This is a genomic window from Pseudomonas sp. GW821-FHT07E12 (assembly GCF_058986605.1).
On the sequence record NZ_JBYSVX010000028.1, the window covers coordinates 22,382 to 41,904 of the forward strand.

Below are 19,523 nucleotides of genomic sequence, written 5' to 3' on the forward strand. Positions count from 1 at the left end.
AGATGCGACGGCCCTATATACGACTATCGCCATGATCACATTCAATATCATGATGGTAAAGCGTGATCACACATGGAAAATAGCCGTGGGTGAATATAAATTTATCATGCAGCCCGGGATGCTGCATGAGTTGGCCGGATATACCGGCGTGAGGAGAGTAGCAGTGCAAGATACCTATACAGAAAGCATTGCAGCCGGCGCGGCAAAAATATCGCCGCCAGCGACGGTAGTTGGCGCCACCATTTTGGGATTCTCACTCCAGGATTGGGTGTACGCAATGACGCTTGTCTATACATTGATGCTTATAACTCATCATGTCATGACGAAATGGCTTCCGCTGTGGAGGCATCGTCGTGGCAGCTAAGGGCAGAGTACTGGTAGTTATGGCGACGGGGGTAGCCGCTATTACGGCACCACTAATTATGAAATGGGAAGGTGTCCGCTATACGCCGTATCTGGATTCGGTTGGGGTGCTGACCGTGTGCTACGGGCATACCGGGCAAGATGTGGTTCAAGGAAGGAAATATACGTTGGACGAATGCAACTCGCTTATGGCTGACGATATGGCCGATGCGAACAGTCACGTGCGTCGGTGCATCAGCATCCCAATGTTGCGGCACGTAGAGGCATCGCTTACCAGCGCGGCGTTCAATCTAGGACCGAAGGTGGTGTGCGGTAGCACATTACAACGCAAGGCCTTGGCGAACGACTGGCCAGCGGCTTGTGCGGAGTTGGATCGTTGGAAGAATGCCGGGGGACGTGAAGTGCGAGGTTTGGTACTGCGCCGCGATGATGAGCGTGCGTTGTGCGAAGGGCGCGCGCTATGGAGAAACCAGTGAATCGAATCATCGCCGTATTCTTGGTCTTCACGCTGTGGACAACTGGAGCCTTTTGGGCTGGGTGGAAATGGTGTAGCCGTTCCGCAGAGCTTTCCATGGCGTCAAGCGCTACCGCGGATGCAAAAGCGGAGGCAGTAGCCCTTTTAGATGTGCGGTTGACGGAGCACAAACAAATCCGAGCCATGCAGCAGGCAGCTGACATTGCCGATACACGGGAAGAAAAAATTAATGACGATTACAAAAGGCGTATGGATGCCGCTGTTGCTGATCGCGTTGGTGAACTTGGTCGGATGCGCAAGCAGTGGGCAGCTTGTGAGACTCAGCGGTTGTCCGATGGCACCGCCATCGTTGCCTCAAAAATTACTGAAGAAGACCGATTACGCCGAGCTAGTGCGGCAAGAATTGTACGAGCAGTCGAGCTCACCCAGTCCGAAAGGGACGAATGTATCGATCGATACCAAGCAGCCGTAAGTCGAAAGACGGATACGAACGAGCAAGAGTTTAATATTGAATGAATAAAGTTGGCAATTAAAAAGGAGATCGAATGGGTTATTAAAATTATTCTAATTTAATTAATATTTATAAATTATTCTAGTGATACCTGTGATAGGGGCCTGGTTCTGTGAAAGAAAATTCCAAAATTGATATAGGTGAAAGAATTGATGCGCATACAACCCTGTCTGCAAGGATTGATGACGTCGAGCGGACTGTGACAGATCTGTTTACTACCCTGTCCAACTTGCGGGAGGTCCTGGTAAAGCAGGAGGAGGCAATTTCCTCCACACGGGATCATGTGCAACGTGTGGACGATGCGGCTGGAGAGCATATCGTCGAGTTACAAGAAGCCGTAATGAGCATCAAGTCAAAGTTAGTTAATAGAGTCATCAACAAACGAAAGTCTGCGTACAAGGAATAAGGATTAAATAACAATGGACATCATCACGGTTCTTGAGTCGAAGTATGAGGGTGCAAATCGTCCCGGCTACATCCAGCTCAGTTTTTCGGCAATTGATAACAACGGCGAGCCACGTATCATCACGACTGTTCCGGCTGACGATGCGGCCGATCTAACCGTAGGTTCGAAATACCGCTTCGCGCCGGAGCTCGTGCGGGTCGCGGAGTCGTAATAGATATAATATGGGAAGATCAATGATTACATCGGCGGGCAGCTAACTTTTAAATAGCGTGCGGTCAATAATAAACTGGATATCAAGAAATTTTAGTGCGTCAATTTTTAATTATTTAAATAATTTATATGAATTTTTCGCCGTGAGAGAGCGCAGAGTGCGAACCCGCGTTCACTTCTGTAATATTGTATAAATTGGTGCGTTAGTAAAAACTCTCAGTGACGCGTCAAGAAGTTGTGTCGGGCCAACTTCTGTATCGCTACTAAAAATTGCCCGATATCAGGCAGTAATAACGGCCGCCGAAAGGCGGCTTTTTTATTTAAATTAAAGGAACTTAATATGTCAGATAACAAGGCTATTTCCGCACAGAACTCCGCGCTTTACGTCAAGGCAGGCACCGCCCCTACAGCGATCAACGATCCTTCCAGTTACAAGGAAGTGGATGGCCTGACCACCTTCCCTTTCGGCCGCGGTCAGGCGAACACGCTTGATGCCACCAATCTGCGCTCAACTCAGGTAGAGAACATCGTGGGTCTCTCAGGGGGGCAGACGATCCAGGTTGCCGGCCATCGCTGGTCGGTCGGTGAATCCGAGGGGCAGGAGATCCTGCGCGATGCGGCCGCAAGTGACGATCTGCATTTCTTGATGGTGCTGCCGACGGGCGACAAGGCCACATTTACTGCAAAGGTAGCCGCCTTCAACGTGGCTCCTGGTGTCAACGCGGTACTGACCTTCACCGCGGACCTGCTGCCGCGTGACTTCACTATCGTCGACTCCCCGGTCGGGGGCTGATACATGCCGCTACTTAGCAAAAGCGAAATTCTGGCATTCAACGATCGTAAGACGGAAGACGTTCCGGTACCCGAATGGGGGGGGACGGTGCGGACATCCAGCATGACAGCGAGTGATCGTGATAGGTGGGAGCAGGAAACCTATGGCGGCGATAAGCCCAAGGTGGAGGACTTTCGGGCGCGATTCGTGGCTATGTGCTTGGTCGATGAGATGGGAGAGCGGTTGTTCTCCGACAAAGAAGTATCTCAATTGACGCTGAAGTCTGCTGCTGCGTTAGATCGGGTATTCAAAGTGGCCCAGAAATTGAACGCTTTGGGTAATGCAGCCGTCGAGGAACTGGAAAAAAACTAATAAGCCGGCCTGAGCGCCGGCTCCAGTTCCGCATAGCGTGGCGCCTCGGCTATGCGCATCCGGACCATATGCTGGCGGGACTCACGTCCCGCCAGCTGTCCGAGATGTACGCCTTCGCATCCATTGAGCCATTGGATGAGCCATTACAGTGGATGCTTGCGCAAGTTGCCGATGTGTTAGCAAGGGTTCACGGGAATCAAACATGTCCTTCGGACTTCATGTTGGTAAAGCGGAAAGTCTCGTCAGGTGATGACGCAAAAGATCGATCCCAGCAGCTAATAGAAATGTTTCAGTCTGCATCAAAGAAAAACAATAATTAATTCTAAAAGTGCAGCGAATAATGTTTATAGCTGTGAAGGCTGCGATATCAACAATGCTTGCCGAACGCAAGTAAAAAATCACAGAGAAATTATGAACAATAACGCTGCATACGACGTAACACTGCGTGTAGATACGACGGTCTATCGAGCTGCCATGACTGAGGCTAGTCGCCTAGCAAGTCAGAATTTTGGAGCTATTAGGAAAGAAGCAGATAGAACAGCAGTATCAATCGCAACTCTTAATAGAGCATCGCTAGAATTCCGTGGATTTCGAGGAGCATCCTTTGATACGAGCGCTCTTACGGAAGCGCTGAAATCTGTCCAACTGCTACAACAAGGACTGCAGGAGGCTGAGAAGTACGCTGCAAATGCCAAGAAAGAGTCAGATACGAGTACTGGAGGGATACTAAAGTCGGCTGGCGGCGGATTACTGAAAGCATTGGGAGGTCCTTGGGGACTGGCGATCACCGGTGTTAAGACGCTCGCGCAGGCCGTGATAGATTCTGAAAATAAATCTAAAGAAGCTCAACAGCAGTATCTGGATCAAATCGAGTCGCTCAAGGTTCTGCGATTCTCGATCGCAGAGACGGCAGATCAGATGAAGCGACTGGCAGGGGCACGGCCGCTAACCGAAAGCATAGAAGAATGGAATTCCTATGGAGTCAAGGTCAGAAGTACGCAGAGGGAAATCGCCACGTACGAAGACCAGCTTACGGAACTGCGGAAGCGGCGTTCGGCCGCTGCTAGAGCGGAGTACGGAAGAGGTAGTGAGGGGCAAGTCTACATTTACGACCCACAAATCGCTGAGGTCGAGTCGAAACTGGAGGGCCTACGTAACAACGTGAAACCTGTTCAGGAGCAATTCCTCCAACTGGAAGACCAGTTCAGAAGGACTCTTGATCCCGAGATGTTCGAAAAACTTCGACAGGCGGCTATTCAGGTCGACTCTGTGAAGTTCGAAAGGCTCAAAGCGCAGATCGGCAACGTAGAGTGGGCTGCTATCGTAGCCAATGATGAACTGGCCAAGATGCGAGTATCTGCCCAAGATAGAGTCTGGGGCCTGCAGGTAGATCGGATCAGGAAGGAGAAAGGAGATTACATGGCCGCCATGGCTCAAATGGCAGTCGAGTTCTCCAGGGGATTTGGACAAAGTGGCATGGACGGTGAATCATTCAATAAGGCCTGGAATAAGGCGAGCAGCGTCCAGAAGCAAGGTTTTATAGCTGACCGCGAAGCTCTTCGAAGAGAGTACAGGCTGAGCGGCAAATCAAATAACTCTAAGGGTGCGGGGGGGGCCCCCGCCATAGTTAGACAGAGCGAAGGTCAATATGACGGAATCATAGGTCGCATTGAGAAGCAGATTTCGCTCGACAAAGAGCAAATGGCATTGGCCAACCCGCTGACTGCCGCTCAGAAGCTGCAGGTAGCCGTTATCGAGGAGATGAACTCTGCCAAGAGCAAGCTGACTGAGGCTGAGAAGAAGCGTATCACGGTTCAGCTGGATAGCATGATCGCTCAGAGCAAGGAGACTGCTGAGTATCAGGCCACGAAGAAGGCGGCGGAGGACTTGGCTCGCGTCAAATCTCAGCTAGCCGAGTCGCTGGATAGTCAAAAGAGTACCAATAGGAATGACCTACTTCCCATGACCATGGGTTCAGCGTCAGTCGATAGCCTTCGCAGACAGCTGAATATATATAATGATTATAAAAAGCGGATCAATTCGTTAGATGAGAACGCATCAGGATATGGCGAGCAGAAGAAGGAAATAGACGTAAGTTACGAGAAGGCGCTAGAGGAGGAGGCGTCTTACCAGGAGCTGCGTACCAGCAATCTGGCGGATTGGCGCTATGGATTCATCCGAGCATTCGAGGACCTACGTGCTCAGTCGGCAGATTTCGCCGGTCAGGTGTATGGTTTGATGAACAACGCGTTCAAGGGAGCGGAGGATGCGCTTGTGTCTTTTGTTCAGACCGGAAAGCTATCTTTTTCCGGTTTTGCTGACTCCGTGATAGCGGACCTTACTCGCATCATCGCCAAGCAGGCCGTAACGGGCCTATTCGACATGGCATATAACGCGATCCTCGGTAACACTATTACTGGTGTTAATAAAGAAAGTATTCAAATTCAAAGCCTCGACAAGATTTCGACCTCGGATCTTGTCAATATCGGGATGAAGGGTTTCGATGGGGGTGGTTACACCGGACGAGGCGGCAAGTATGAGGTAGCCGGTATTGTTCATCGCGATGAGGGGGTGCTGTCAAAGGAAGACGTGGCGGCCCTGGGCGGCCCTTCCGGGTTTTATGCCTTACGCCGTGCTCTGCATAGAGGGTATGCCAACGGCGGTATTGCGGGACAGGTCGGTGGGACCGTATCCCTGTCATCCGAGTCCGCGGGCGGGATGAAGGTCGAGGTCAATAATTATGGGAGTAACAAGGTGCAGACAAGGCAAGTCACACAGCAAATGCCGGATGGTAGTTCGCTCAGGAAGCTGGTGATCGATATCGTGGGGGAAAGCCTTGATGGAGGTGAGCTGAGTACCTTGGGTAGAGCGCGCTATGGATGGTCGGAGGTTGTCGGATGATCACATGGCCTGATTATGCGGAAGTTCGATTTGCTGATTACAGCGAAGAGTTCGACCCATCCGTAGAGCGATCGGAAATGGAGCGTGGTGTCCCTAAGCAACGCATCCTCAATTCGGACGTCTTGCAATCGATCCAGGCCTCCGTGCAGTTTCGATCGACTGAGGCCGTAGCTGCCTTCGAAAGCTGGTACTTCGATGAGGTTGGGCGTATTGGGTGGTTCTCAATGGAGCATCCCCGGACTGGCGAGATGATTAGCGCACGGTTTCAAAATGGAAGTATTGGGAAGTTGGTTCCCTTAAATACCCAGTTTCGATTTGCAAAGCGAGATCTTGTTCTGGAGTACATGCGATGAGCACATTCACCGAGCGTCGCCAACGTGTTACGGACGAGGCAGGAGCGTTGGTGCTGGCCGAACTATCTGCCCCCTCTTTTGCTCAAGCCCTGCGTATCGTCAACGACACGAGAAACTGGACCAGCGGCGGAAAGGAGTTTGTTGGCATTCCGTTCGGGTTCAAGTTGCCTGACGATGTGAGCGGCCAGACGCCACGCACGCAGTTGGTTATAGATAACGTGGGGCGCTCGATGACCGAAGATCTGGAGGCGCTGCAACCAGGTGAGCTGATCACGGTCAAGATCATGATCACCGATCGAGCAGATCCAGACACGATCGAGGAGACATTATATTTGCCGATGACCCAGGTGACGGTGACCGCAAAGACGGCAACCGCACAATGTGGCGTCGATTATTTGATGCGCCAGCAGGCGGTCAATTTGCGGGGCAACCGCTTTACGTTGCCAGGTATCTTCACTTGATCACTGTCGTCGACGTAGGGCGTTATACCCAGATTCCATACGATGAGACTTCCTTCGATTGTGCAGATCTGGTCGTATTGGTGCAGAGGGAGCTATTTGGACGTGAGGTATGCGTGCCGAGCCGGCGGCCACGTGGGTTGGAAGGTCAGGCCACCATAGGGGAGCTCTCCAAACCCTACGCTCGACGACGAGAAGGACTACCTCAGAACGGAGACCTCGTCCTTATGATCGAACACAGACAACGACGCCCCGGCCATGCCGGGGTTTTCTTTTTCCTGGCCCATGAAGGCTGGGTGCTCCACACCAACGAAAAGAACGGCTGCAGCGTATTGCACAGGACGCGTGAGCTGTCTGGGTGGGGGCTGCGCATCGAGGGCTATTACGAATGGATCTGATGGAAAATTTCCCGCAGGAAGGCATGTTGCTCGTCAATCCGCATCCGCTACTTGCTGACGGCATGCGCAGTATGCCTGCTGACTTGCGTCCGGGAGAGACGCTTTATGCGTTTCTGAGCCGTCACGTTGACGAGTTGGACGGCGAAGCGTGGGTCGTGGCAATTGGTGGCCTTGATGTGCCACGACATCTATGGCATCACGTACGCCCGAAACATGGTCAGGTTATCGAGGTTCGTGGTGTTGTCGGTAAGTCGGCAGTGGCATTAGTGGCAATGGCGGCGCTCACTTATTTCACCTTTGGTTTCGGTGCCGCGACACAAGGTATGTGGGGTGCTGGATACTTTTCAAGCTTGGCCAGCGGTGCCGCAGGATCAATGATCGCAACCGGCGTGCATATGGCGGGTAGCATGCTGATCAACAAAGTGCTGGCACCCAAGATGCCAAGATCTTCCAGCAGCCCGGAGACTGTATACTCGCTAGGCAGTCCTCAGAATCGGGCTCGTTCTTATGAGCCAATGGGCTTATTGCTTGGTACAGTGCGAATCGCACCCGATCTCGCAAGCGCGACGTATACCTGGTACGAGGGCGACGACCAATACCTATCGATGATCTTGACGCCGGGTATAAACGTTGACCGTGTTGATGACTTGTACAACGGTGACGCACTACTGTCTTCCTACGAGGGAGTGCAGACTTGGTTCAACGGCTTTGAAGGTATGCCGAATCAAAGTATTCCGCTATACAGCAATGCCGATGTCGTGGAAGGCGGAACTCTGATCGATACGACTAGCGATCCCAAGAATACCGCAGGGGAATGGGTGCAGCGTACGAGTTCAGCCGATACCGAGCGGCTTGTCGTTGGTATTGAATACCAGCTTTGGGACAAGAGCACTAAAGGCAAGGACAAGAACAATTCCGAGATCCTGCAAGTTCAATATCGAGTTGCGGGCTCGAGTGCCTGGCAGGTGTTTGGAAGCTATATCCTAAACAGCAAAACCCAAAAGACTCATCGCGTCAGCTACGGTCGTGATGTAACACTAGGGACCTACGATGTACGGGTGCGGGTGGCTGGCCGGAATACCGACGGCTCCGGGGCAAACTGCATGTTCCATTGGACGACGCTCACCAGTGTTCAGCAGGATATCGCCGACTATGCGGGCATCCCGCGAATTGGTATCAAAGCCAAGGCAACTGGCCAGTTCAATGGTGCCCCCAATGAAATTCGCTGCATTGCGCATTCGACCCCAATTCCAGTATGGAGCGGCTCGGAATGGGTGACCCAGGAAAGCTCGAATCCTGGCGCGCAGATCCTTGCTTACGCGCGCGGCATCACTGATCAGAATGGTAGGCGTATAGCGGGTATCGGCTTGCCTGACCACCAGATCGACATCGAGGCTTTGCAAGGCTTCACGCTTCATTGTGCTGCACATAATTACACCTACGATAGCTGGATCACCGACGCACGCAGCCACGATGACGTACTGACGGCAATCGCACTTGCGGGCATGGGCCAGCTCACCTGGGCGAAGGGACGCCTGTCGGTAGCATGGGCCGCCGAGGATCAGCCGTTGTCAGGTGTGGTCAATATGGCGACCATCAAGAAGGGACAGTTCCAGGTCGATTACACCCTCGCGAATGCCGCCGATGGTATCGAGTACACCTACCTGGATCGTGAGACCTGGGAGACGAAGACCCTGCGCGTGGCCGCGCCCGGCATCACGACGATGCTCAATCCGGCGCAGGTAACGGGTGAAGGCGTAACCACCGAGGCGCATGCCGCCGTTCTTGCGCGTTGGCATCTTGCCCAGAGCCTTTATCAGTACAAGAGCATCGGATACTCGACAGATCTGGAGCATCTGTCTTATCGCCGTCTGTCGGTGCTTGCACTCCAGCACGATCTCACTCAATGGGGCTACGGTGGCCGTGTGCGTGCGGCCGCTATAGGTGCGGACAATACGATCACGTTGACGCTGGATGAACCCATTCCTGCGCCCACCAACGGGAATTCCTTTATTGGTCTACGTATCCCGGGTGAGAAGGTATATCGAATTTTCAGCGTACGGCCTTTCACAGGCTCGAGTAGGTCAATCAATTTGTCTGGTCAGTGGCCCAGCGATGCGGCCTTGCCGGGTGACAGTGATGACAACCCAGCGTGGGATACGGTCTGGATCTACGATTTCAAGCAGACGCCAGGATACCGCGTGCGTGTCACTGGCATTCAGCCGGAAAGCGACCTCAAGGGAGCTTCTGTTAGTGTTGTCCCCGAGGGACCGGAGTTCTGGAACTATGTTCTGACGGGTGAGTATCTGCCCGCTCCGAATCAATCCCTGCTGCAAACCCGTCCGATCGCCAGCGAAGTTAAGATTACAGAGCGACAGGTGGTGCAAGGTGACACGGTTTTCACCGAACTACAGGCCTCGTTCGAGATTAGTGGTCCAGTGGGTCGCATCATCGTACTGTCGGATATCGATGGCAACGGTGAGTTGGAACAAGTCGCCGATACAAACACGCGCGCGGCAACTTGGCGTATCCCGGGTGCAGGTACATATCCCATCACCGTGCGCCCCTTCAGTCCGGATGGTTTAGCCGGCATTGCTGCGACGGTCAGCTACACCACACAACGCGCAGACGCTGAACCGGTTCTGATCGATCACTTTGATGTGGACGAGCTGTCCGGTGGGGTGCGCCGCTACTCTTGGGGTTTCAACGAAGCCACGATCCAATCGCCGGACTTTGCCGGAGTAGAGATCCGGTACGTCGCGGCTGATGTCCCAAGCCCAGTTTGGGACGATATGGAGAAGCTTGGCTCCGACGGCTATCACGCCACGAGCTTCGAATCGACGCTTCCGGCAGCCGGCATGTACACCTTCCTTGTGCGCAGCCGGAACACCTCGGCCACGCTCAGCACCGGTGCGCTGCGCGCTGTGAAGACGTTGTCGGCGAACTTGGGCGAAGTGATATCCGGCATTGATACCAACGTCGGCCATGCGGTCGATCTTGCCGAGCAGGCGTCCAACGACGCGGCTGCAGCCCAAGCGCAGGCCGCCGCCGCCCAGGCGATCGCGGACGCCGCACAGGCCGAGGTGGAAGCCCTGCAGGGTCAGGTGGATACGCAAGTCGGAGAGCTGAACTCCCAGGTCAGCGAAATCAACAATCAGATCGGAGACTTGAATTCTCAGGTTGACCAGATCAATGACGAAGCCGACGCGCTACGCGAGGAAATCGGTGATCTGTTCGGTGCTACCGATTGGAGTGCCACCGTTGCGTACAGCACCGGTGCGTTGGTCATCCAAGATGGCACGATCTACAAAGCCAAACAGAACGTTCCTGCCGGCACGCCTGTTACAAACACCACGTACTGGCAGCCGCTGGGAACCTATGCCGCGCTGAATGACCAAGTGCAGGCGCAAGCTGCGTCTATTACTTCGTTGACCAGCCGGGTGACTGCTGCCGAGGGAACGATCACGTCCCAAGGTACGGCGATCACGTCGCTACAAAGTGCGGTTGCCACCAAAGCGGACGCTTCGGCGCTCAATGCGCTGACCACTCGCGTGACTACGGCCGAGGGGAACATCACCTCGCAAGGCTCGGCGATCACGTCGTTGACGAATCGTATCGGTACTGCCGAAACGAACATCACTGCGAGTGCGAATGCCATCAGTTCTTTGCAGACGACCGTTACCAGCCAGGGCAACACGATCACGTCGCAGGGAACCGCGATTACGTCCCTGCAAAATGCGGTGGCGACGAAGGCGGACGCATCAGCTTTGACGGCATTGACCGCGCGCGTCACTGCTGCTGAAGGTACGATCACATCGCAGGGCTCGGCCATCACGTCGCTACAGAACACAGTGGCGACCAAGGCCGACGCATCCGCAGTGACGGCGCTGACGACACGGGTGACGACGGCCGAGGGGACGATTGCATCCCAAGGTTCTGCCATCACGACGTTGACGAATCAGGTCAGCAACATTGGTGGCGACAATCTGCTTACGAACAGCTCGTTTGAGGTTCGCACATCGGATACTGTTGCGCCAACTGATTGGGGCATTGACGCAAGCGGCTTCGGAACAGTTACGCAAAGTTACGTGGATTCTCCGCTTGCCAGCAGCACCAAGGCATGGCGTGGCGATGCTACGTCTAACGCTACAAGCAACTGGCTCGGAATTACACGGCCAGCAAATTCCGCCTTATACGCGAAAGTGCAACCCGGATCGAGTGTGACATTCAGTGTTTACGCTCGTGGTACGGCTGGCACTACGGGTTTGTTTGTGATTGCAATGTACAACTCAACTGGCGGAACGTATCTTTCCGGGCCACAGTTGACGGTAAATCTCACCGAAACATGGACACGCTACACGTTCACGACGACTGTTCCTAACGACAGTTATTTCGTCCGTGTCTACATTAGGGGCCGTGTGGCAACGAGTGGAACGGCTGTGTGGTTTGAATTCGACAACGCACAATTGCAAGTTGGCGCCGTAGCGACTCAGTACGAGCCAAGTGTTGTTGAAGTTGGTGCTGTAGCGTCTGCGAGCGCAAGCGCTATCACGTCGCTGACTACCCGCGTCACTGCAGCCGAAGGAAACATCACGTCCCAGGGCACGGCTCTGACGACGTTAACGAACAGCATTTCCGGATCTGGTGCGAACATCTTGCCGGATCTCTATAGCGTGTTCGAGGCAACTAGCCGGCCGCTTACGCCCGCTGCAACTGCAAGCGGATCGCTGGATAGCGCCGTTACTCTGTTTGGGCTGCCGACGCTGAAGGTGACGGCAAGCGGTGCAGACGCCTACATGTACTTTGGTTCGACTTCCACCGACTACACGCGACTGCAGTTCACGTCGGGAAAGTCATACATCGTCAGCGCGTATTTCTACAGCAGTATCGCCAATCCCACGATCCAGATGTATATCCGTGATGGCGCCACGGGCGCTCACAACATTGTTTACAGCAGCGTGGTCACGGTTGCGGAAAATACGTGGATTCGCCTGAGCGGAATATACACGGCCAGCGCAAACACCAGCACCGGAATTTTCCGATTCGACAACGACAGTGGTTCCGGCACGTCACTGAACATCAGTGGCGTGATGATCGAGGAGAAAGTCGGTGCCGGTACTGCGCCGTCGGCCTATTGCCGTGGTGTCACGGGCAAGGAAACGGCAGCCAATTCCGCTGCGATTACGTCGTTGGATAGCCGCGTTACGTCTGCCGAGGGCACTATCACGTCGCAAGGCACATCGATCACGTCGCTAACGAATCGGATCACCACGGCCGAAGGGAATATCAGCTCCAACGCAAGCGCGCTGTCGGCGTTGCAATCTGCGGTGACAAGCCAGGGCAACACGATCACGTCGCAGGGCTCATCTATCACTTCGTTGAACAACACTACCAGCAGCTTGCTTGCTGGTAGTGGAAACCTCGCGACGAAGGGCACATTCGAATTCTACGATCTGAATGCGTACTTGCAGAACGGCACGTTGGGCACGGCACAAGTTCTATCTGCGCAGGCATATGCCGGAACCAAGTCATTGAAGATAACGGCCGGCACTGTCACCGGCACCAACCTTGACATCCATGTCGGCGATTATTTCACCACAACGCCGACGCGTACTTACTATGTGGAGGCGTATCTGCGGCGTGACTCAACGGGTGTTACGCCAAGCACAACGCTATTGCAGTTGGGTCTACGGTTGCAGAATCCAGCCGCTTCCAACAATTGGATCACCGCAGTAACGCAAACGGTGTCCGCCCTCACTGCTGACACATGGGTGAAGGTGTCCGGCTATGTCACGGCTTCGTTCGCTACCGCGAGCCAGGGTGTTCCTTGGATTTCTATGCCGGGTGCCTCGCGCGAGTCGGGCGTCATCGTGTGGGTGGACAACATCGTCGTGCGCGACGTGACCGAGGGCTATAACGCCCAGGCAACCGCTAACGCAACATCGACTGCGCTTACTGCTTTGACCAGTCGTGTCACTGCGGCCGAAGGCAACATCACATCGCAATCGTCCTCAATCACGTCGCTTCAGAATAGTGTGGCGAACATCGGTGGTGACAACCTGCTGTTGAATAGCTCGTTCGAGGTTCGCGCGTCCGATACGGTTTCGCCTACGTATTACTCTGTAGATGGAACGCTTCCGTCGCGTACTATTAGCTACGTCGATTCGCCGTTGCCGGGAAGCAACAAGGCGTTTCGTGTTGACTCGACATCTACCGCAGCAAATCAGTATATGTCGCTGTTGACTGGCGCCACCTTGCCAAAAGTGGTTATTGGATCACAACACACCCTCAGTGCATGGATGCGCGGTACAGCCAGTATGACGCTGTCCATGTATATCCAGTATTTGGATTCTTCGAATTCTGTAATTTCAACAACCCAAACGAACCTGACAATAACCGCTAGTTGGGCTCGTTACATCCATGTCGCCTCTGCAGCCCCTAGCAATGCGGTAACGGCTCGTGCATACATTGGGCGCATATTCTCTAACGCTGCGTCTCAAGCTGTGTTCATTGAATTTGATAACGCCCAGATGCAAGTCGGCAGCACGGCTACGCAATACACACCAAGCGGTGCTGAAACAGCGGCCGCGGGTTCTGCAACGTCCAGTGCGCTTACCGCACTGACATCGCGCGTGACTACGGCCGAAGGAAACATCACATCGCAGGCCGGCTCGATCACGTCTCTGAGCAACCGAGTGACGACGGCTGAAGGGAGCATCACGTCCCAGGCCTCGGCGATCAGTGCCTTGCAGTCCACCGTGACGAGCCAGGGAAACACGATCAGCTCGCACACGTCGTCCATCACATCGTTGAACAGCAGCGTCGCCGGCAAGGTGGATGCGTCGATCGTCAACACGCTGGAAACGAAGGTAAACGCGAATCTCGCCAGCTCCGGAAATCTGTTCGTCAATTCCACGTTTGCAACGAATACAGACGGGTGGTTCCTGGCCGCCAATGATATGGGGGGCGGCTGGGGACGGGATGCGAACGGAATAGTTTTAAATCAGAACAACGAACACGTCGCTGGTGTAACGTGGGCATCTAGCAGTTCCGATCGTTCGATGGTTGTCTACAACAGCCAGAAGCTTGGGTGTACTCCCGGTGACACCGTCATTCTGAGCATGTGGATTCGCACCTCACCCAATGCTCGCGTTCGTGCGGTAATCCAGTTCTACAACGGCGGTGATGGTGACACGGGAGCCGCTGTAAGCGACTACTACACCAACACTACAAGTGATTGGGGTAACGTCGCCAACTGGACACGCATCTTTGTAAAAGTGGTTGTTCCGGCAGGATCAACGAAGATGTACGCCGGCATGTGGGGGAACAGCAATACGGGGGGGGCGGGTGCATGCTGGATGGCTCGCCCAATGATCGAGCGCATAAGCGCTGCTGCAACTGGTCCGTCTCCATGGTCACCGGGCGGTGCGGAAGCGATGGCACGCGCCACATTGGCACTCAACGTCAACGGGAAGATCACCGGCTACAACATCGACAATAACGGCACCACAAGCAACTTTGACATCATCGCCGATAACTTCAGCATCAGCCCGTCGAATGGCAGTGGGCAACGAACGGAGTTCAGTAGCGGCAACTGGCGGATCTACGATAGTGGGAACGTGCTTCGTGTTCGATTGGGAGTTTGGTAATGCCGCAGGGACTACAAGCGTGGGATGCGGGCGGGAACCTTACGGTTGATCTGACGGACAGGCTTTCCAGGATTCTCGGTATATTTACAATCGAGTCAGGAGCATCGGGAACAATCACGCATCCGGCGTTTTATGATGGAAACATTTGGTTTGTATTGAATCAGGATAGCAGTGCTCATAACGGCTACACACCTACCATAACCGTTGACAATGTTGCGCGTCAGATCACTTACGCGCCGCTAGTGGTGAAAAGGGGGGGCGTGACTGTCACGCCGCCGCCAACGACCATCATCTACGGGGTGTACTGAAATGACAGCAGGCCTACAAGTATTCAATAATAGTAATATTTTGCAGATCGACGGCGAGTACAAGAATCGTTGCTATGTAACGAAGCAAACCGTGACTTGCAATGTCGCAACAAGCAACGGCACCTTCAACAACTATGCTTCCACCACGCAGAGCTATAGCGGGGTGATGAACCCGGTCGTTGCGCTTCGGTCAAGTTCGCCATTCTTGGTGCATTGGATCAGCAGTACGCAGTACATCGTAATATCTACGGTCAATGGTGCGACGTGTGATGTTTATTTTTTCGGGGACACGCCGGCGCCGAGCGAAAACCATGGGCTGCAAGTGCGAAACGCCAGTGGTGAACTTGTGTTCGATTCGTTGCAAAAGTATATGCGCGTGGTCGGGTACGAAGTCTTGCCCGACACTACACACATTGGAACTTTTACCTACCCTTCCGGGAAGGTGTATGCCACCATCGTGAGTGGTGGGTTTTGGGGGCGGACCATAACTACCGGAGCGCCCTCCTCTTCGCCGAATTATTTCCAAAGCGAATGGCAGCGCCCGGCGGCGTCTTGGTCTAGCAATATACTTACGATGAGTGGATTTTCGCCATACTTCGCGTATTTACCGGCGAGCGCGGGTAACATCACCTACGAATCGCGCAGTCAGACACACATCGTTGTTGTGGACGTTACCGGCTATTGACCCTGCGCACGATGAACCGATCAATGGTTTCATCGGGGCGGCCGGCTCCGTGTAGAGGCGGCCGGCCTGGGCGAACTGCGGCAGGACCGAGAGCGTTGCAAGAAGCGCCGTGAGGGCGAGTCCGTTCGGCTTGTAGCTGTCCATAGACGCAGTTTTCCGGTGAAGCGGTGGGTTGGCTATCAGAAATTCCCGATATGCAATCGGCCAGCAAGCCTGATTGCTTGAGTGGATGGAGGGCGATGGCGGTCCATCCCCGGGGCGCCTAGACAGTGCCGAGCCGGCCCTGTTGACGGCCGGCCGCATGCACAGCATCTTCGGTCCGTATGCTAAAACCGGGATGCGATGATGATCGAAGAGAACTTGGTCGATTTGAATGCAACGCACCTTGCCGATGCGGGAGGCGTGTTTGTGGACACCATCAACGGACCCAAGTTGATGAAGCCGAGCCGGTGGCTGCCTTCTTTCGTGAGCAAAGAATCCACCGGCACACTCGGCCCGGATGATCTGCTTATTTACGTGCTACGGGAGATGGACCTAGTGCCAGCGGCGAAGGCGACGATTCTGGGCCTGGGCTTCAATCTTTAGCCGAGTCTCGGCTGGTGCGATGAGAAACTGGGATTCTGCGCAACATGACCCCGAATCCTCATAAGGCAAGTTGGGCAGCCAAGAAAGCCAAGGTACTGGAACAGCAGGCGCTCGACATCGAGCGTGATCGGTCCGGAGATTGGCGCGCGCGGCGAGACCGTCAAGCTTTAGGGGTCCATCTGCGGCGTGAAGCTTGGCGGCTGCGGGGGATCGCCCAGCGCTACGGCTGGGAGGCAGCATGACCGAGCTGGCCTCACCCTGCGCCGGAAGTCTCGCGGGCAGTACGGACACGCGCCGCAGCACACTGCATCTTGACGAGAGGGCCATTGCAATGCTGCTGGATTGGGTAGACAGCAGCTGGCCTGCCAGGTTTGAATGCCAGCGATCAAGTGGCAGCCCGCTTGTGACCCAGCCCTGCAGCAGCTTCGAGTTTGGCATGCGAGGTTACAAGGAATGGATCACGCGGCATCTTGAGCGGCTAGATGAGATGGCTCGGGTCTGGGCTACGAGGCGGAGCCATAGGTAAGACCGTCCTGTAGGTCGGCGCGGCGCCCCCCACTAACCTATTGATCTGCAATCCATTGATTCGTATAAGCTGAATGTGGTGTTGTTTTGCATCGTGTATTTCGCCTGTAATTATCTTAAATCAATGGGTTGCCACCAGTATTTGACCCACCTGAAGGACTATTGGTCGGTTCGAATTCGGCTAACTAGACCAAACTCCGCACGGAACGGCGACTCACATCCATGCGGGTCGCTGTTTTCGTTTGAGTTGCATTGTTGACGTCGCTTTCTATACGGCTAGAGGGGGCGGGCAGGGGCGATGACCAGCGGCGCGCTCATTGCGAGTCCAGGCGAACGAAAAATGCGAATTCTTCAAAGTCACAGCATAAGCGCGTAAACGTGTGACCATCTTTTGAAGCCTTGATTCGCTCGATGTTGCTGGACGGTTTATTCATAGTAGCGAACATAAGGGTCTGCCTGTGCGGCAGTATAGATCGTGCCGGCCGACCAGGCACTGGCCGGCACTTTCTGAGCTGCCTGTGCGGCAGTTAGCAATCAGCTGCGTTTGCAGACCTGGACGGAGATCTTTTGAGCTGCTTCTGCGGCAGTCAAATACTTTGCTCGACTCGATCGGGAAGGACTAGTGCTTATGAGTAAGCAGGGCGAGAAGTAAAGTATTAGTTAACGGTCAGGATTTGCTTTTCTGATCTCTCAGCGGATAAAGATGAGTTGGCCGGTGAGCTCCCGTTTATGTAGCTATCTTGGGTGGCTACTGTGATGAAACCTGCTTTGCATAGACGGAAGTCATTGTATTTCTTAGTAATACGCGTACGCGGTGATGGGTTTAGGAAGTTCTCTCCGGACGCTCTTGTAATCACAGGGCAAGAAGGGAAAAGGCCACTTTCGTTATTCGAAAGTGGCCTTTGTTTTTCTGGGACCGGTTAAAACAGATTGGGGAACTAATCAGAACCAAGGAACAGTGGCTCTTTGACTTAGACCGTAGCTGCTGAAGATGCCAGGCACGGCAGTCGTGAGCAGCTGGCCGTGGAGGATAAACAATGGAAACGTGGCTTGGCCGGTACTGCGGCTACCCAAAATAACGAAAGGAAGTTGGAGATGCTCCGCTACCGAGTCCGGGATGCGTTGCTTGGCGGACTCGGCGTCCAATCCGTGGCGGCGCATTGCCCTTCGGCGCAAACGCGAAGGGCTGCTCTTAGCTTGCACGCGGCTTACCTGACAATAGAGTGTATCGGCGGGAACGGATTTGAGTTCGGAAACTCTTAGGTAATCGAGCATGCCACTGAGCCACGCTGTGTCCGCGAGTGCCTGCAACGAGGTCGCCGATGCATGCAGGCGCAGGTGATTTCCGAGGCTCCGTTTCATTTCGTCGTGTCCGGGAAAGCTGACGCCGATATCCTGGTTACCCAGCTGCACCAGCGCTCGATGAAGTCGGGTATACAGTCCGCTGAGCAGATGGTGTGATGCCAGTTCTGGATCGGGACGAAGATGTATGTCCAAATAGTGATCCATGGCGTCAGCCCGCATCGCCGAATACGCCCCCACGAATCAATGTGGCGATGACGAAATGCTGTTGCTCGGTCTCCAGGGTCTTGTTCTTGAGGACCCAGCTATCGAGCAGGCTGTAAAAATCTCGCTTTTCCTTCGGCTGGCGATATGCCTTGCCTTGAGTGGTGACCGAGCCATAGGGTTCGACAGCTATGGGGCCATTCTCCTCCGCGCCGGAATACCAAGTGTCGATGGTGCGTAGGGCATTTCCAATCTTCTGTGAGTGAATGGCGGCTACGGCCTCGTTAGCTTCGCCAACGGCATACAACGTTTTACTCTTTTCGCTGCGGCCGCGATTGAGGATCAATTCCTGCGATGGGAACACTTCCTGTCCTGCGCCCAGCCGCACGAAGGCGGTGACTTGTAAAAGCACATGCGAGGTACCCATCAGGCCAGATTCGAGCAGCGAAGCGAGTGCCCTGAGGTCGGAGGCTTCTGCGTCCGGAGCTGACAGTCCACGCAGGGAGTGGTCATGCGCTTGGAACGTCCATTGCGCGGTTGGCTTACCGGCGCGCAAATGCGACACCTCGACTTCGACCTGCTCGGCGCCAATACGATTGCGCCACAGGAACCGGCCATTGGCGAGGTTGGCCGCGTAACGGCGTGCCAGCTCGCCGAAACCATGCTGCAACACATAGCCGCCGACGGTGGTGGCCAGCTTGTTGTGATACTCGGGGTCATTGCAGGCTGACGGTTGGCCGGCGCCGCCAAGTACACGCAGGGTGAAGTGGACTTTCAGTGTATCTGCGTGAAGAGGTAAAGCGGCCACGTCCACAGTCTGTAGATTGGGATTCTCGATGGCTGCGTCGAGCTTGGCAGGATCCTGGTCCTTGGTCTTAAGCCGGTTGGAGATGGTGCCGCGCACCGACTTCTCGCGGATCTTTACCGGTGACCAATCAGCGGACGCGCCGCGCGCCGCCCAGTTACCGAAGAAGAAGAGTGCATCCGAAGGATCGAGCTTACGCTCGAAAGCGAGGATGGAGGCGGTTTTTAGTTCTTTGGACATA

The 19,523-nt window shown here is 54.5% G+C and carries 17 protein-coding genes; 15 read left to right on the forward strand and 2 right to left on the reverse strand.

Annotated features, from left to right (window positions below):
* Window positions 1-31 precede the first annotated feature (31 nt).
* The 15 genes from AC3WJE_RS14855 to AC3WJE_RS14925 all read left to right on the forward strand — a co-directional run bounded on the left by AC3WJE_RS14855 (window position 32) and on the right by AC3WJE_RS14925 (window position 16,688).
* On the forward strand, window positions 32-364 hold the full coding sequence (locus AC3WJE_RS14855) for a hypothetical protein (RefSeq protein ID WP_493731588.1): 333 nt from the start codon (window positions 32-34) through the stop codon (window positions 362-364).
* A 58-nt stretch (window positions 365-422) separates the two neighbouring features.
* Window positions 423-839, forward strand: a complete 417-nt coding sequence (locus AC3WJE_RS14860) for a lysozyme (protein ID WP_493731589.1) — start codon at window positions 423-425, stop codon at window positions 837-839.
* The gene (locus AC3WJE_RS14865; RefSeq protein WP_493731590.1) at window positions 836-1,354 is read left to right on the forward strand and encodes a hypothetical protein; all 519 of its coding nucleotides are present in this window, start codon (window positions 836-838) and stop codon (window positions 1,352-1,354) included. Before AC3WJE_RS14860 ends, AC3WJE_RS14865 begins: the two co-directional genes overlap by 4 nt.
* Window positions 1,355-1,768: 414 nt before the next feature.
* Window positions 1,769-1,966: a hypothetical protein gene (locus AC3WJE_RS14870; RefSeq protein WP_493731591.1), complete on the forward strand. Its 198-nt coding sequence runs from the start codon at window positions 1,769-1,771 to the stop codon at window positions 1,964-1,966.
* A gap of 339 nt (window positions 1,967-2,305) precedes the next feature.
* Complete coding sequence (locus AC3WJE_RS14875; RefSeq protein WP_493731592.1) at window positions 2,306-2,758, forward strand: hypothetical protein; 453 nt, start codon at window positions 2,306-2,308, stop codon at window positions 2,756-2,758.
* A 3-nt stretch (window positions 2,759-2,761) separates the two neighbouring features.
* Entirely contained in the window at window positions 2,762-3,109 is a 348-nt protein-coding gene (locus tag AC3WJE_RS14880; RefSeq protein WP_493731593.1) for a hypothetical protein, read from the forward strand.
* A 411-nt stretch (window positions 3,110-3,520) separates the two neighbouring features.
* Complete coding sequence (locus AC3WJE_RS14885) at window positions 3,521-6,010, forward strand: phage tail tape measure protein (RefSeq protein WP_493731594.1); 2,490 nt, start codon at window positions 3,521-3,523, stop codon at window positions 6,008-6,010.
* A complete protein-coding gene (locus AC3WJE_RS14890; RefSeq protein ID WP_493731595.1) occupies window positions 6,007-6,363 on the forward strand; it encodes a hypothetical protein in 357 nt (118 codons plus the stop codon). Before AC3WJE_RS14885 ends, AC3WJE_RS14890 begins: the two co-directional genes overlap by 4 nt.
* Window positions 6,360-6,824: a DUF1833 family protein gene (locus AC3WJE_RS14895; protein ID WP_493731596.1), complete on the forward strand. Its 465-nt coding sequence runs from the start codon at window positions 6,360-6,362 to the stop codon at window positions 6,822-6,824. The genes AC3WJE_RS14890 and AC3WJE_RS14895 overlap by 4 nt, the downstream gene beginning before the upstream one ends.
* 224 nt (window positions 6,825-7,048) lie before the next feature.
* Window positions 7,049-7,219, forward strand: coding sequence for a hypothetical protein (locus AC3WJE_RS14900; protein ID WP_493731597.1), 171 nt, complete (start codon window positions 7,049-7,051; stop codon window positions 7,217-7,219).
* Window positions 7,210-14,868 carry a host specificity factor TipJ family phage tail protein gene (locus AC3WJE_RS14905; RefSeq protein WP_493731598.1) on the forward strand — a complete coding sequence of 2,553 codons (7,659 nt, stop codon included), beginning with the start codon at window positions 7,210-7,212 and terminating at the stop codon, window positions 14,866-14,868. Before AC3WJE_RS14900 ends, AC3WJE_RS14905 begins: the two co-directional genes overlap by 10 nt.
* Entirely contained in the window at window positions 14,868-15,176 is a 309-nt protein-coding gene (locus AC3WJE_RS14910) for a hypothetical protein (protein ID WP_493731599.1), read from the forward strand. Before AC3WJE_RS14905 ends, AC3WJE_RS14910 begins: the two co-directional genes overlap by 1 nt.
* Window position 15,177: 1 nt before the next feature.
* Window positions 15,178-15,861, forward strand: a complete 684-nt coding sequence (locus AC3WJE_RS14915) for a hypothetical protein (RefSeq protein WP_493731600.1) — start codon at window positions 15,178-15,180, stop codon at window positions 15,859-15,861.
* 345 nt (window positions 15,862-16,206) lie between these two features.
* The gene (locus AC3WJE_RS14920; protein ID WP_493731601.1) at window positions 16,207-16,446 is read left to right on the forward strand and encodes a hypothetical protein; all 240 of its coding nucleotides are present in this window, start codon (window positions 16,207-16,209) and stop codon (window positions 16,444-16,446) included.
* Between the two features lie 44 nt (window positions 16,447-16,490).
* Window positions 16,491-16,688 (forward strand): hypothetical protein, encoded by a 198-nt coding sequence (locus AC3WJE_RS14925; protein ID WP_493731602.1) that lies wholly within the window; start codon window positions 16,491-16,493, stop codon window positions 16,686-16,688.
* 1,225 nt (window positions 16,689-17,913) lie between these two features.
* Here the strand turns inward: AC3WJE_RS14925 and cas6f are convergent.
* Window positions 17,914-18,480 carry a type I-F CRISPR-associated endoribonuclease Cas6/Csy4 gene (cas6f, locus tag AC3WJE_RS14930; RefSeq protein ID WP_493731603.1) on the reverse strand — a complete coding sequence of 189 codons (567 nt, stop codon included), beginning with the start codon at window positions 18,478-18,480 and terminating at the stop codon, window positions 17,914-17,916.
* A gap of 4 nt (window positions 18,481-18,484) precedes the next feature.
* Window positions 18,485-19,522 carry a type I-F CRISPR-associated protein Csy3 gene (gene csy3 / locus AC3WJE_RS14935; protein ID WP_493731604.1) on the reverse strand — a complete coding sequence of 346 codons (1,038 nt, stop codon included), beginning with the start codon at window positions 19,520-19,522 and terminating at the stop codon, window positions 18,485-18,487.
* Window position 19,523 lies beyond the last annotated feature (1 nt).